At 34.9% G+C, this 15,426-nt stretch carries 13 protein-coding genes; 3 read left to right on the top strand and 10 right to left on the bottom strand.

The genetic code is table 11. The features are described 5' to 3' along the window. Window positions 1–34 precede the first annotated feature (34 nt). Genes SUDEN_RS00410 through SUDEN_RS00385 form a run of 6 tightly spaced genes read right to left on the bottom strand, consistent with a single transcriptional unit; the run spans window position 35 to window position 6,199 of the window. Window positions 35–1,906 carry a putative bifunctional diguanylate cyclase/phosphodiesterase gene (locus tag SUDEN_RS00410; protein ID WP_011371714.1) on the bottom strand — a complete coding sequence of 624 codons (1,872 nt, stop codon included), beginning with the start codon at window positions 1,904–1,906 and terminating at the stop codon, window positions 35–37. Between the two features lie 60 nt (window positions 1,907–1,966). Further along, entirely contained in the window at window positions 1,967–2,479 is a 513-nt protein-coding gene (locus tag SUDEN_RS00405) for a magnesium transporter MgtE N-terminal domain-containing protein (protein ID WP_011371713.1), read from the bottom strand. Next, window positions 2,476–2,895 carry a flagellar export protein FliJ gene (locus tag SUDEN_RS00400; RefSeq protein ID WP_238374815.1) on the bottom strand — a complete coding sequence of 140 codons (420 nt, stop codon included), beginning with the start codon at window positions 2,893–2,895 and terminating at the stop codon, window positions 2,476–2,478. The genes SUDEN_RS00405 and SUDEN_RS00400 overlap by 4 nt, the downstream gene beginning before the upstream one ends. 36 nt (window positions 2,896–2,931) lie before the next feature. Continuing rightward, complete coding sequence (locus tag SUDEN_RS00395) at window positions 2,932–4,191, bottom strand: adenylosuccinate synthase (RefSeq protein WP_011371711.1); 1,260 nt, start codon at window positions 4,189–4,191, stop codon at window positions 2,932–2,934. 46 nt (window positions 4,192–4,237) lie between these two features. Further along, window positions 4,238–5,086 (bottom strand): ATP phosphoribosyltransferase regulatory subunit, encoded by an 849-nt coding sequence (locus SUDEN_RS00390; protein WP_011371710.1) that lies wholly within the window; start codon window positions 5,084–5,086, stop codon window positions 4,238–4,240. Beyond that, entirely contained in the window at window positions 5,087–6,199 is a 1,113-nt protein-coding gene (locus SUDEN_RS00385; protein ID WP_011371709.1) for a pyridoxal-phosphate-dependent aminotransferase family protein, read from the bottom strand. It abuts the gene before it with no gap. A 126-nt stretch (window positions 6,200–6,325) separates the two neighbouring features. Here SUDEN_RS00385 and SUDEN_RS00380 point away from each other — a divergent pair, with 126 nt between their 5' ends. Next, window positions 6,326–7,096, top strand: coding sequence for an undecaprenyl-diphosphate phosphatase (locus tag SUDEN_RS00380; protein WP_011371708.1), 771 nt, complete (start codon window positions 6,326–6,328; stop codon window positions 7,094–7,096). A gap of 131 nt (window positions 7,097–7,227) precedes the next feature. Here SUDEN_RS00380 and rdgB read toward each other — a convergent pair whose 3' ends face one another. After that, on the bottom strand, window positions 7,228–7,827 hold the full coding sequence (gene rdgB, locus SUDEN_RS00375) for an RdgB/HAM1 family non-canonical purine NTP pyrophosphatase (RefSeq protein ID WP_011371707.1): 600 nt from the start codon (window positions 7,825–7,827) through the stop codon (window positions 7,228–7,230). A gap of 109 nt (window positions 7,828–7,936) precedes the next feature. Between rdgB and SUDEN_RS00370 the strand changes: the two genes are divergently transcribed. Together SUDEN_RS00370 and SUDEN_RS00365 are read left to right on the top strand one after the other, a co-directional pair. Beyond that, window positions 7,937–9,253, top strand: coding sequence for an MFS transporter (locus SUDEN_RS00370; protein WP_011371706.1), 1,317 nt, complete (start codon window positions 7,937–7,939; stop codon window positions 9,251–9,253). 5 nt (window positions 9,254–9,258) lie between these two features. After that, window positions 9,259–11,028 (top strand): ABC transporter ATP-binding protein, encoded by a 1,770-nt coding sequence (locus SUDEN_RS00365; protein WP_011371705.1) that lies wholly within the window; start codon window positions 9,259–9,261, stop codon window positions 11,026–11,028. On the opposite strand, the gene SUDEN_RS00360 is transcribed toward SUDEN_RS00365, so the two are convergent. From SUDEN_RS00360 to thrS, 3 genes are all read right to left on the bottom strand, one after another. Then, window positions 11,009–12,925 (bottom strand): glycosyl hydrolase, encoded by a 1,917-nt coding sequence (locus SUDEN_RS00360; RefSeq protein ID WP_011371704.1) that lies wholly within the window; start codon window positions 12,923–12,925, stop codon window positions 11,009–11,011. The genes SUDEN_RS00365 and SUDEN_RS00360 overlap by 20 nt on opposite strands. Window positions 12,926–13,106: 181 nt before the next feature. Then, window positions 13,107–13,598, bottom strand: a complete 492-nt coding sequence (infC, locus tag SUDEN_RS00355; protein WP_041672365.1) for a translation initiation factor IF-3 — start codon at window positions 13,596–13,598, stop codon at window positions 13,107–13,109. A 23-nt stretch (window positions 13,599–13,621) separates the two neighbouring features. Further along, on the bottom strand, window positions 13,622–15,388 hold the full coding sequence (gene thrS, locus SUDEN_RS00350; protein ID WP_238374841.1) for a threonine--tRNA ligase: 1,767 nt from the start codon (window positions 15,386–15,388) through the stop codon (window positions 13,622–13,624). Between the last annotated feature and the right edge of the window lie 38 nt (window positions 15,389–15,426).

The raw sequence follows: 15,426 nt of genomic DNA, 5'->3' as shown, positions 1-15,426 counted from the left end.
TTGTAATTTTACAATAACTTAGGTTAGTTTAGCATTAGAGAGAGCTTATTTTACCTTTTAAATAAAACTCTTCAAACTTATCTTTACTGAGGGGTTTTGAAAAGTAGTATCCTTGTAAAATATCACACTTTTCATCTATTAAAAATTTCTCTTGCATTTGCGTCTCTACGCCTTCAGCAACAACACTTAATCCTAAATTTTTAGCAATATTTAGGATTGTTTTTACCATATTTGCATCTTTTTTTGGATTACCTAACTCATTTATAAAAGCTTTATCTATTTTCAACTCATATATTGGAATTTGGCGAAGATAACTAAGCGATGAATAACCAGTACCAAAATCATCCATAGAGAAACGGATACCACATGCCTTTGCTCTGTTCATTGTGTTTATCAACTTTGGTATATCTTCAGCAGCACTTGACTCTGTAATCTCAAAAATCAGTTTTGAACTAAGAGAATCATTAAGATATTTTGCACACAATAACAACATGTCATCTATAAATGTGTTACAAAACATCTGTCTCATGCTAATATTTATAGAAAACTGCTCTAGCTTTAGACCTTTTTTATCCCATTCGCTAAGTGTTTTAAAACTCTCTTCTAAAATATAGTGTCCAAGCTCAATTATAAACCCTGTCTGCTCAGAAATCGGTATAAACTCGTCTGGGCCAACACTCCCTAACTGTTCATTATGCCATCTCACTAGCACTTCACAGCCAACGACTTTGCCTTTTTTATCTACTTGTGGCTGATAGTTTAGTGTTATTTCTTCTTTTTTTATAGCAAAACGTAAAAATCTCTCTACTTCTAATTTTCTCTCTACTCTAACTGAGAGTTCATTGTTAAAGAGTATTACTCCATCTCTGCCTTTTAGTTTTGCTTCATACATAGCGATATCTGCCTCTTTTATAAGAGTATTTGCAGTTATGTTTGGATTGTCTATAATACTTACACCTATACTTGAGCTAATGTATAAATTGTGCTCATCTACTATATATGTATGTTTAATTGTTTCTAAAAGCTCTTGCGCAAAACTTTGCGCACGTTTTAGGCAAGTGACTTTATCTTCGTATGTATCACTAAGTAAACAAAATTCATCCCCACCGATTCTTGATATAGTGCTACGATTTAATTTTGCAAGCAAGCCCATTCTTTTAGCAACTTCACTTAGTAATTTATCTCCTATATCATGTCCTAATGTGTCATTTATTGTTTTGAAATGGTCTAAATCTATTAAAAAAAGAAACATGTACTTATTATTGCTCTTTTGCTTCTTTATTGCATCTTTAAGAAGCTCAACAAAATAGCGTCTATTTCCAAGATTTGTCAGATAATCATGATTAGCTTGATACTGATTTTTTTGAAGGTACCCATAAGTATTTCTTAAACCGTAGTAAAGAACCCATGCAAGCACAATAGTTAATATTGCTATTATATATGAGTAAAATTCTCCAATTAACAAAAGATATATTGTTATTGGAAGCATTGAAGAAGCTAGTATAAAAGTTGCTAACTTTTTTTCTGAAACGAGAAGGGTAGTAGCAACAACAGAGACACCAAGTTGAGTAAAAATAGCCAAATAGTGAAGTTCTATATTATCACGCATAGCATAAACAACAAACATAATTGTCCATGATGAGAAGTAAGAAAATATAAAATAACGCAGTTTTTTAAGCCATATCTCTTTCTCTTGAATCGTTAAATTAGAGTCTGAGTACTCTACATAGAGCTTATATCCAAAATATGACAGAGTAAGAACAAACATATACCATAATGGCTCTATAATATAAGAGGAGTAAGCAATTCCAATAAAAACATATGAGGTTGCAGTAGAGACAAACAGGGCGATTAATACTAAAATTTGTTTATGCATAAAATTATAAAAACTAATATTATTTAGCATGTAAATTCTCTACCTTAAATCATTTAAGTATAATTTTATCTTATTTTTCTTAAATGAAACTCACTTTGCTAGAAGTAGTGTAAGCTCTGAAGCTTTTTGCGCATCCATTTTGCTTAAAATTGTTCCTATAGTTTTTGGTTTAAGTGATGATAAAATAGCAGCGGCTTCTAAAGCGTCCATTTCAGATAAAACATTTGCTGCATTTGCTGCTTTCATCTTTGCAAAAGTCTCTGACATCTTAAGCATTTTAACCTCTTTTATCTCTTTTAATACCTCTTCATTTTCTTGAAGCATTTTTTTAATTGACTCTTCTTTGGAGGTTATCTCACTGAGAGATTTTGAAACACTCTCTTCTTCTTGCGATACTTTTGCTTCTCTCTTTTTTAAAAGCTCTTCTGTTGCTACTTTAAGAGCACTTAGTGCTTGTTTTTGCTCATCAATTCTCTCAAGTTCTATAAGAAGTTCACTTTTCCTTGCTTTAAAAATTTCGGTACACTCAAAAAGCTTATCGCTTGTCTCAAGTGCAATAAGCGGAAGCATAAACAGAAGTATTATAAAAAATATTTTCATCATCTTGCTTTTCCTATATATGTCATTAATGCAATCTCGTCCAAATCTTTTGCCTCTTTGGCATTCATCTTTTTCAGCTCTGCTTTTATCTCTTGAAGTTCTAAGTATTTAAATTTTTCATACTCAATCATATCAATTTTAAGCTGCTCTTTGGCTTGAGTAACTTGGTTTTTGGCAAAGGCAATCCACTCTTTGTTATGATTTATGATTTCTCTCTGTGAGTCAAGAAGCGCCCTTGTTGCGAGCATTTCTCTCATAGCTCCCTTTTGTGGAGAGCCAAGATCTTTGAGAGAGTTGTAGGAGAGTTCAAGCGCACTAATCGCACTATTTAGATTGTTATTTGCTCTTTGGAGAAATCGCTCGCTGCTCTGCATGCTATTTTTTTTAATTTTGACAAGTGGAGTAAATCTGCTTTTCACGATTAAATGCTCCTTTTTTAGCCTCAACAAAGAGGCTTATAAAATTATCGTATCTTCTCTCTCAGGCGATGTAGAGATTATACCTACTTTTGTTTTTGTTATCTCTTCTATAATTTTTATATAATCTTGCGCCTCTTTTGGCAAATCTTCAAATCTTCTTGCGCCCTCTGTTTTATCCCAACCCTTAAACGATTTGTATATAGGCTTAACATCATCCAAATTTGCTGGAAGATAATCTATCTGGGCACCATTTAACTCATAAGCAACACATACCTTAACTTCATCAAAACCATCAAGGACATCCAGTTTCATAAGAGCCAATTCGTCACACCCATTTAAGCGACTTGCATATCTACATGCAACAGCATCAAACCAACCGCATCTTCTAGCACGCCCTGTTGTTGTGCCAAATTCATGACCTCTCTCACCTAAAAGTTTTCCGTCTTTACCTAAATCTTCACTCGGGAATGGTCCATTTCCAACACGTGTACAGTAAGCTTTTACAATTCCAATAACTTTTCCTATATCTTTAGCATTTATACCAAGACCTGTACATGCGCCAGCACTAATAGTAGAGCTTGAAGTTACATAAGGATAAGTTCCATGGTCAATATCCAACATAGTTCCCTGCGCACCCTCAAGAAGAACTCTTTTGTTCTCTTTATCAAGCGCTCTCCAAATAAGTTGAGTCGTATCTGTTATAAAAGGAGAGAGTTTTTCACTGTACCCCTTTAACTCCTCTAGCAACTCGTTTTTATTAGGCATATTAATATTTAAAATAGCAAAAATATCTCTATTTTGCTCAAAATGCTCAACTATCCTCTCGCAAAGTTTCTCTGGATTTAAAAGTTCTCCAACTCGCATACCTACTCGGTTTATTTTATCTGAATATGCAGGTCCAATTCCTTTGCCCGTTGTTCCAATTGCTTTATCGCCTTTTAGTTTTTCACGAGCTTGGTCAATTAAAGAGTGATAAGAGAGATTTAAGTGCGCCTTATCAGAGATAAATAATCTTCCCTCAAGGTTCTCAAACTGCAGCATCTCTTTTATTATAGATTCGGGAGAGAGCACAACACCATTTCCTATAACATTTACAGCTTTTGGGTTTAATATGCCTGATGGAATAAGATGAAGTGCATATCTAACACCATCTACCCAAATCGTATGTCCAGCATTGTGTCCGCCTTGGCTTCTACAAACCATATCGTACTCTTTTGCTAATCTATCAACAATTTTTCCTTTTCCCTCATCGCCCCACTGTATGCCAACTATTAAATCTGCTTTACGACTCGGCATTTAGCTCCTCCATGTATTGAACTATAATTTTTATCATATCATCCCTCTATTTTGCTTTTGTCTCTATAAGTACGTCTGTGTAAATTGCAAAACCTACAGAACTAAGCTCTAGATTTTTATATCTTCCGCCTCTAGCGTAAACCTCATTTTTATCAATAATTCTAAAAAACAGCTCATCATAATAGAGCATTTTTGCATAGTACATTGGTGCTAAAACGCTGTTAGGACAACCTATAGCTTCGCATAAACTCTTCATTTTTTCTAACTCAATTTTTATCTTTTGAGGAACAATTTCTAAAAGTTTATCAACCTGCTCTGGATGTTGAAGATATACAAGTTTCTCTAACCAATCAACTCTCTGAGCCAAAAACTTTTCTATATTTACATGTCTAAAATCATCTAACGTTAAATCATCAAACATCTCTACTAAAAGCTTAGGTATCATCATATTTGAGATTTGGATAAGAGGATAAACCTCTAAAGTATTGAAAATCTCTATTGCTATATTTAGTACGGATGAGAGTTTGCTCTCGCCCATAAACTCCACACCAATTTGAAACTGTTCATCCGTTGGATAGCGAAAAACAGGTTGAATATAAAACCATTTTTTATGTTCTGTATTTCTTCCAAGTCTTTTTTCTATAATTCTTACAACATCTATTGTAGAGTCAGCTCTAAGCGAAATAGAGTTGTTTTTTTCATCATTTACTTTTATAAGCTCTTTTTCATTGGCGATGCTTTTATGTTGATGATATGAGAATATAGGTGTAACTATCTCTTCAAATCCTCTAGAGTATAAAATATCACTAGCAACCTTTTCAATCTCTCTTTTTATCTTAGCACTATTGCCAAAATAGAGTTTTGAACCGCTAGGAATTTCATGTTCAAGTATCATCTACTTGCCAACTTTGAAATAGTTTTCATTAAAGACTCTATTTGCTTCTCCGTTGTAAGCTCTACGCCCAAGCTTGTCAAGAGCTAGTTCTATCGAGTTTACAACCCAAGAAATTTCATACGGAGCGATTATTCCCATCTGATTTATACGGAAAATTTTTCCATCTAAATGATCTTGTCCCCCAGCAACATTTACGTCAAAATCAGTTTTTAAAATTTTTCTGATTTTTGACGCATCTTCATCATCTATCGTTGTCATTGAGAGAGCTGGAGTTTTTGGATATACATGTAGCCCGATTGCCACAAGAGAAGCCATTACCGCCTTAGCTCTAGAAGCAGTATCTGCATAAAGCTTATCAAGTCCGCCATTTCTCTCTATGGTTTCTAGTATCTCTAAAAGCCCTATAGTTAGAGTTGTAGCAGCCGTCCAAGCAGTAGTGTTTTTTCTTTGAGATTTTATCTCTGTTGCGAGGTTAAAGTAGTATCCTCTACCTTTGCCTATCTTCTCTATCGCAGCGTTACTAAGCCCCAATATAGCAAGTCCTGGAGGAAGCATTAGTGCTTTTTGACTTCCTGCAATTAGACAATCTATGTATGCTATATCAATCTTCTCAACGCCAAGAGCAGTTATACCATCAGCTATAATCATGATATTTGGGTTTAACTCTTTTACAGCCTTTGCTATTGCTTCAACTGGATGGCGAAGACCGCCAGCAGATTCACTTATTTGAACTGCAATTGCGTCAATATTAGAGTTTTCTTTTATTGCTTTTATAACCTCTTCTACAGATACGGGCGTATCCCACTCATTTTTTATCTCAACATTTCCAAGTCCGTGAGCGAGTGCGATTTTTCCAAATCTCTCACCGAATTTACCTGAGTTTACATTCAAAAGAGTGTTGTGACAAAGGTTCACAACAGCTGCTTCCATAGCACCCGTTCCGCTTGATGAGAGCATTACAACCTCATCACTGCCAAAAAGTTTAAATAGATACTCTCTTGTTTTAAAGAAGATAGCTTCAAATTCGGGTGTACGGTGGTGCATCGTTTCATCACTCATTGCATTGCGAACATTTTGAGGTACAGGGGTCGGTCCAGGCGTGAAAAGTAACATGTAAAAGTTCCTAATATATTATTAATTTAAAACCTCGCATTATATCCAAATAACTTAAAGTGACTCTTTACTTTTATGTTAGAATTACGATAAAAAACAGAAACCATAAGTTTATCAAAGGCATTCATGACTATATTAGATTCGATAATTTTAGGTGCTATTGAAGGATTTACAGAGTTTTTGCCAATCTCCTCAACTGGACACCTCATAGTCGCAAGTGAGTTTTTAGGTTTAGAGCAAAATGCTATCAATAAAGCCTATGAAGTAATCATCCAATTCTCAGCGATATTAGCTGTAATTTTTAACTATAAAGATAAATTTAGCATCAAAAAAATTGATTTATGGATGAAGGTTTTTATTGCGTTCTTACCATTGGCCATTATTGGTTTTATATTTTCTACTCAAATAAAAGAGCTATTTAGTTTACATGTAGTTGCTGTTATGTTTATAGTAGGCGGGGTTGTATTTTTAATAGTAGAGAAATTTTTTATAAATGAAGATGAAAAAACCATTTATGAAGTAGAGGCAATTTCTCTTAAACAATCATTAATAATCGGTTTTGCTCAAATCTTTGCACTTATCCCAGGAACAAGCAGGGCTGGTTCAACGATTATAGGAGCGCTCCTTGTTGGTCTTAGCAGAAAGGCGAGTGCTGAGTTTAGTTTTTTACTTGCTTTTCCTGTTATGGGCGCCGTAACTGCATATGATTTACTTAAACATTATAAAGATTTTAGCGAAGCAAATTTAATCATCTTAGGCGTTGGTTTTGTTACATCATTTGTCGTTGCATATCTTAGTATAAAGCTCTTTTTGAAATTTTTAGAGAAGTTTACTTTTTTCTTCTTTGGAGTTTATCGCATTGTTTTTGGGGTAATATTACTTCTGTTTTTCAACTAAAAATTTTGGAATAGTGTTTGCTTATGTTTCCAAAAAGAGACAATATGAAGACATTAACTATTTATAAATCAAAAATTACTATTATTTTAGAAAAATTTGAGGCTTCAATTTATACTTTAAGCGAAAAATTTCTATAAAGTTTGAAGAATTATTTTTGCTAGACTGAGCGCTTTAGCACGGTGAGATATATTTTTTTTAGTATCATCATCTAACTCACCTAATGTTTTGTCGTATCCTAAAGGAATAAACATTGGGTCATAGCCAAAACCGCCATCGCCTCTAACTTCTGCAATTACATCTCCATACATCCAGCCATGAACACTATACTCATAATTTTTAGTAACGATTGCGATTGCAGCGGTGTAGTGAGCAGGTGAGCCCTTAGCGCCACTCTTCTTAACATCCTCTATTAGCTTATAAAGATTTTCTTTATCTGATGCGCCCTTTGAGGCATATCTAGCACTGTAAATTCCAGGTGCACCACCCAATACATCAACACTTATACCACTGTCATCTGCTAAAACAACCATATCTTTATACTCATCTTTTTGGCTGAGCACTTTAAATACTGCTCTTGCTTTTATGAGGGCATTCCCTTTAAAAGTAGAGGCATCCTCTATAATTTCAAACTCTTCTATTAACTCGCTGTAAGGAATAACTTTAAAATCTTTGCAAAGTGCTTTTATCTCTTTTACTTTGCCTCTGTTTGATGTTGCCAATATAAGTCTCATAGTTCATTCCTTAGTATTTACTTTAAAGTTGCGCTTTTTTGCTCGGCAAAGTTTGCATAAACAATATCTTTATTATAATTGCGAATTATATACTATATTAAGGTACACAATGTTTAAAAAAGTCTTCCCACTCTCTGCAATTCTTTCGCTGAGATTTTTAGGTCTATTTTTAGTTCTGCCTGTTATATCTATCTACGCACTAGAGCTTAAAGGTTCTACTCCTTTTCTTGTTGGTATCGTTGTTGGCGGTTATGCACTTACTCAAGCAATATTTCAAGTTCCTTTTGGAAGTATGAGTGATAAAATAGGAAGAAAACCAACGCTTTTAGTTGGTCTTTTAATCTTTTTAGTAGGTTCAGTACTGTGTGCTTACTCTACCGACATCTATACACTTATGATTGGACGTTTTCTACAGGGTGCTGGGGCAATTGGCTCAGTTATCACTGCTATGATTTCTGATCTTGTACAAGAGGAGATTCGTGGTAAAGCTATGGCAATCATGGGCGCTTCAATCGCTCTTAGTTTTGCACTTGCTATGGGGCTTGGTCCTGTTTTGGGCGCTAAATATGGTGTTGAGTTTCTATTTATACTAACAGCGCTCTTTGCTGTTCTTGCGATTATTTTACTCTTTACAAAAGTACCAACTCCGCCAAAGATTAAGCATACTTACCATGCAACTGCAAAAACATCAGATATTTTAAAAGATTCAAATCTTTTAAATATGATTGTTATAAATGCGATGCAAAAGGGACTTATGACTATAGCGTTTGTTCTCATTCCTATTATTTTAACAAGTGCTGATTTTGCTTGGCAAAAATCTGATTTATACATGGCATATCTTCCTGCTATGCTCTTTGGTCTGGCTGCTATGGGTCCTGCTGCTGTTTTTGGAGAAAAACATAACAAACCAAAAGAGATATTTCTTCTCTCTATCGCTCTTTTTATTGTCTCATTTTTGATAATGGGGCTTACAACTTCAAGCTCTGTTTTTGTTGTTGGAGTAGTTCTGTTTTTTATTGCCTTTAATATGATGGAGCCACTTGTTCAATCGATGATAACAAAGTTTGCAAAAGTGCACCAAAAAGGTGCAGCACTTGGGATTTCAAACTCTATTGCGTACTTTGCTACATTTATAGGCGGAACATCCGCTGGTCTTCTTCTTGGCATAAGCGATCGTGAGACTATTGGTATCTCTGTTGGCGTTGTTGCACTCTTATGGTTTTTATGGACATTAAAACTCCAAAATCCTACAAAATACTCTCATCTCTATCTCCCTCAAGATGATGTAGATACTACAAAACTACAAAATTTAGAGAGTGCTCATATCGCTGAGTGGTACATAAATGACAGTGAAAAACTTATTATCGTCAAGTATGCAACTGGTGCTATACAAAAAGATGATTTAATCTCTAAAATCTCTAAATAACCGATATGAAAACAGAGCAAATCACCTTAAAGAGGCTTTTTGCTCTGATACTAAAGAAGAGACCTGCCCTTGTTTATGGTCAGCTTCTTACTCTGCTTGGCATACTCGTAAGCATTCCTATCCCTCTTATGCTTCCTGTAATGGTCGATGAGATTCTTTTAAATAAACCAGCTTTTTTTGTAAATAACATAGACTCTATCTTTGGTGGAACAACACCATTTTACTATATTGCTATAGTAACTTTTGGAGTTGTTTTCTTACGATTTATCTACTACATTCTTGGTGTAATTACCACAAAAATATTTACAAAAATTTCAAAACATGTAACTTTTATGATAAGAGCAGAGTTGTTAAATCATCTAAAAACAACATCTATGAATGAGTACGAAACAATAGGAAGTGGTGCGATTACTGCAAACTTGGTTACAGATGTAAATACGCTTGATACCTTTATTATGAGCAGTGTTAGCCGTTTTGTAGCTTCTGTTTTAACACTCGTTGCAGTTGGTGTGGTAATGATTGCAATTGACCCTATTTTAGGATTTTTGATTTTAATTATTCAGCCTCTTATTATGCTCCTTAGCAAAAACATGTCAAAAAAAGTTGGAGCACTAAAAAAAGAGGAAAATCAAAAGATTGAGACATTTCAAAACAATACAGCAGAGACATTAGAACTCTTTGGGCAGATAAAAGCAAGCAATAAAGAGTCTTACTTCTTCTCAAATGCAATCAAAGATGCAAAAGAGATTCAAAATGCTTCAAATGAATATGGTTACAAAAGTGTTGCCTATGAGAGACTCTCCTACACTCTATTTTTGGTTATATTTGAGCTTTTACGTGCATCTGGGCTTCTCTTAGTTGCCTACAGTGATTTGAGTATTGGTATGATGTTTGCCATGTTTGGGTATATCTGGTTTATCATGACTCCTGTTCAAGATATCATCTCCATGCAGTATAGCTACGCCTCTGCATCTGGAGCAATTAAGCGTTTGAACAAGATTCTCTCTTTGGAGCAAGAGTTGAGTGGAGAAAAAAAAATAGACTCAAGCGAGGTAGATATCTCACTCAAAAACCTCTCTTTTTCATATATTAAAGGTAAAGATATACTCAAAGATATATCACTTGACATTAAAGCTGGTTCAAAAATCGCACTAATAGGGGCAAGCGGAAGCGGAAAGACAACTCTTGCTCAAATTATTTCTGGTTTCTATGAAAAAAGCGGTGGCTCTCTTAAATATAATGGCGAGGATAGTGAAACATTAGAGAAAAGCTCTGTTCGAGAGAAAATATTTTTAGTACTTCAAATGCCTATACTCTTCAACTCTACCTTAAGATTTAATATCTCAATGGGTGATGAGAGCATAACGGACGAACAGCTACTCAAAGCCTTAGAGATTGCAGAACTAAAAGAGATGATGGATGGTATGCCAAATGCCCTTGATACCATAGTAGGGCATCACGGCATCAGACTCTCAGGCGGGCAGCGCCAACGCTTAAGCATAGCTAGAATGATTATAGCAAACCCTAGCGTTGTGGTTTTTGATGAATCAACTTCAGCCCTTGACGTTCACACAGAAGCAAAGCTACATGTATCTCTGCAGCCACTTTTAAAAAGCAAAACCGTCATCACAATTGCACATAGACTAAGCACTGTAAAAAATGCAGATACTATCTATGTTTTGGATGCTGGTACAATTGTTCAAAGAGGAACGCACGCAGAGCTAGAAGATGAAGAGGGGCACTACTTAGAGTTTATCAAGAATCAACTTCTATAAGCATATAAAGAGCTGCTAAAGATGCGATTGCTCCAAGTGGTGTATTTCCTAAAACAATAGCTCCGATTGAAACCATCAAAGCTATAAATAGTACCATTTTGTCATTTGTAAAATACCCGACTAGCGTAAAAATTAAGGCAGTAAATCCAAAATAACCTAGATAAATATATAGCCCTAAAGCGTCTCTTATATGACAAAGACTGGATGATGAACTGTTTGCACACTCTAAAATAAGAGTACTATTTCTTAAAAATTCATATTTTAATGCCCAAAATAGTCCAAGAAATAGTACGGTATAAAATGCAACTTTTTTTAGTTCACTATATGAGATTTTTTTGCTTCCTATATATAACATGTAAGCATATCCAAGTGAAATCAAAACCCATACATTTGAAAATATATTTAAGTATGTCTCGTTTATAAAAATTGTAATAGAGCTTAGTAAAATTATTGCAAAAACTGCTTTTTCAAATTTGCCAAAGAGAAGTTTTGTGTATGCTTTTCTATATAAAAATAGAAATGAGATAATAGAGATTGCAAAAATATAAACTTCAAAATTTCTATATCTTCCATCAAATGCGAGAGAGAGATTTACAATAGCAACTAAAATGAATGAGGTATAAAAAAGAAGCATCAAAGAGGCATCAACTCCTCTTGTCTTTTGAGATAAAATATCTCTTACCCCAACAACATATGCTGCTCTGTCCTCAGAGATATACGCAAGTGTTAAGTAATAGATAAAAATGTGAACACAAAGCACCAAAGCCGCCCAAGAAAACTCCCAAATATCCCTTACGCTAACGCTGTACTGCTCAAGTGAGAGAGTAAATAAAATAGCAAAGAGAGTATTAAAGATGTAAAAAAGCATTAGATTTTTTCTGCTTATCTCTCTATTTTTTAAAAGTAATGAGAAGAGTAAAACAAGAGCGATTGAGCCAAACATCAACACTTTATAATTTGAAAAATTTGACACCTCTGCGCTTAATACTCCTTTGTCGCCTCTATCTTTATCAAAAAGCCCCCAAAAGCCTCCAACAGCACCCTCACTCACTCTTTTCCATGGTTGGTCAAATGCTTCGATAATGTTGTAGCTCCAACCATTGGCATCAGCTAACTTGACAAACTCTCTTATAAAAATAGCCTGATTTATCTTGCTTGGAAGGGCATCCTCTCTCATTCTGCCCTCTGATGGCCAACCTGTTTCTCCAATGAGAATATTTTTATCTCCCAAAATAGCCTCTACTTCGCCTCTAACATCAGCTAGATGTCCTATAGATTTTTCAATATTCATCGGGTCATCTTCCCAATAAGGCAAGATATGAATTGTCACAAAATCTGTAACTTCTTTAATTTTTGGATGTTTTACCCAAAATTCCCACACATCAGCGTATGTAACTTTAGTATTTGGCAGAGCTTCTTTTACTTGTTTTATGTAACTAACTAACTGATTTTCGCTTGTATCGCCACGCAGAAGAACTTCATTCCCTACAATTACAGCTTTTACTACATCTTCATTCTCTTTTGCAAGTGATATAAGTTTGTTTATCTCTTTTTTAGTGATTATCTTATCGCTACTTACCCACGCACCCATATACATTTTTAACCCATTTTCTCTAGCTATCTTTGGAACTATCTCAAGCCCTAAAGTTGAGTATGTTCTAATACATGTAGTATATTTTGCGAGTAGAGCCAAATCACTTCTTACCAACTCTTCTGAGATAACTACCCCATCTGAGAACGTAAGAGGAGATTCATCTTTTGAAAAAGGGGCATAAGAGACACATTGAAGTTTTGAAGATGAATCATTGCTCTCTTTTAGAGTAAAAAAGCTTCCGATTAAAAGCCAAAAAAATAGTATTGTTAAAATGCTTAAGATTAATGTTGATATTTTTTTCATAAGTAGTATTCTCTTGTGCTTTAAATTATTAGCGCAATAGTACTCAATTTTTTGATGATTTGTTTTTGAAGATTAGAGCCTATTTAAAAAAGACTCTAATTTTGTGCGAAATATGTCACCTCTATAAAAAAAGCGTTTGACTTTTTTAAAGAAAATATACTGTTTTTCTAAAGAAAGTATTCTACTTTTGAGGAAGTACATACATGTTGTAGTAACGACCTTCAAATTTAGGCTCTTTGTCCATTACTCCAACATCTTCTATCATTGCCCAAACACGCAAAAGAACATCTTTTGCTGATTCTGGGTTAGCCATCTCACGACCTTTTAAAAAGACACGAAACTTTACATGTTTACCCTCTGCTAAAAACTCTCTAGCATGTTTAACTTTATAGTTAATATCATTTTCAGCAATTTTTACAGAGAGCTTAATCTCTTTAACATCAATTTTTACTTGATTTTTCTTTTGCTCTTTGAGTTTTCTCTCTTCTTGGTATCTATACTTACCGTAATCCATAATCTTAGCAACAGGGGGCTTTGCGTCTGGAGCAATTAGAACTAAATCTAAACCTAACTCATTTGCTCTCTCCATAGCCTCATCGGTAGATACAATCCCTAACGACTCTGCTCCATCTACATTACAACGTACCTCTGGCACACGGATATCGTCATTCATTATGACACGGTCTGTTTTTTTACTCAAAAATTTACCTCATTTATTTTAGTTTGTATAAGAGAGAGAAATTCACTCTCACTTAGATTGTATTGTTCTCTCGTTCTTCTGTCACGAATCGCAACAGTTCGAGAAGCAACCTCTTCATCACCTATGACTACAAGCATAGGCACCCTTGTTTTTTCCGCTGTTCTGACCCTTTTATTTAAAGAATCGTTCTTTGAGTAGATCTCACTGTCAGCCCCTAAATCCATCAGTTTATCTGATAACTCTTTTGCATAATCGTTGTGCGTAGGGGCAATTGGAACGATTGCAACTTGAGTCGGAGCGATAAACATCGGAAACTCTCCAGCGTAATGCTCTGTTAATATACCAATAAAACGCTCAAAAGAACCTAAAATTGCTCTATGAATCATAACTGGCTGAATTTTATCATTGTTTTCACCATTATACTCTAGCTCAAATCTTGAAGGTAGGTTAAAGTCCAGCTGAATAGTACCACACTGCCACTCACGCCCGATTGCGTCAGTAATCTTGATATCAATTTTAGGACCATAAAAAGCTCCGCCACCCTCATCTATCTCATAAACAAGCCCATTTTTATCCATTGCATTTTTTAGTGCTTGTGTAGAAACTTCCCACACTGAATCATCTCCAACTGCTTTTGCTGGTTTTGTCGAGAGCATCATTTTATAATTAAATTCAAAAGTTGACATGATTTTATCAACAAAATCAACAACCTCTATAATTTGCTCTTCAATCTGATCTGCTCTGCAAAAAATATGTGCATCATCTTGGGTAAACTCTCTAACACGAAAGAGTCCATGAAGCGCACCTGTCATCTCATGACGATGAACAACACCATATTCAAAGTATTTTAAAGGTAAATCTCTATACGAGTGCAAATCCTCTTCATATATCTTAATATGCCCAACACAGTTCATAGGTTTTACGCCGAACTCTATCTCGTCAATATTTGTAAAGTACATATTCTCGCCATAGTTTTGGTAATGCCCCGATGTTTTCCAAAGATCACTTCTAAGCATCTCTGGTCCTCTTACAGGCTCATATCCACGTTTACGATGCGCTTTAAAAAGAAGTGATTCAAGTCTTGCACGAAGCCTTCCACCCGCAGGAAGCCAGATAGGGAATCCCGCACCCACCTCTTCACGGAAAGTAAACATCTTCATCTCAGCACCAAGTTTACGGTGATCTCTCTTCTCAGCCTCGGCCATCATGTCAAGGTATGACTTTAAAGCCTCTTTATCTGCGAATGCTATACCATATATGCGAGTTAACATCTCATTTTTAGAGTCTCCTCCAAGATATGCCCCTGCAATTTTAGTAAGTTTAAAATATCTTATAAGCCCTATATTTGGTAAATGTGGACCACGACACAAATCTTCAAATTCACCTTGCTTATATATAGAAACTCTATCGCCAGGGATTCTTTGCATAACAAAAAGTTTTAGATGATCATCTTTAAACTTCTCTTTTGCCTCATCCATAGAAATCTCATATTTTTCTATCTCGTACTTCTTCTTCGCAAGAGATAACATCTCTTTTTCGATATTTTTTAAATCTCCCTCGCCTATCTCACTAGATGTCTTAAAATCATAGTAAAATCCCTCTTTTACGTTTGGTCCAACAAAAAACTTTGCATCTGGATATAGAGATTTTATAGCTTGAGCCATAAGGTGAGCTGTTGAGTGTCTTAAAACATTTAAAGACTCTTCAGAGTTATCAAGAAGAATCTGTTCACCCTCAAACCCGCACTCTTTGGCAGTTTGCATGTCGATAATTTCACCATTATGTTTTATTGCTATTGCAT

It is taken from the genome of Sulfurimonas denitrificans DSM 1251 (assembly GCF_000012965.1).
Taxonomy (GTDB): Bacteria; Campylobacterota; Campylobacteria; order Campylobacterales; family Sulfurimonadaceae; genus Sulfurimonas; species Sulfurimonas denitrificans.
This window is presented reverse-complemented; position numbering and strand designations above follow the sequence as displayed.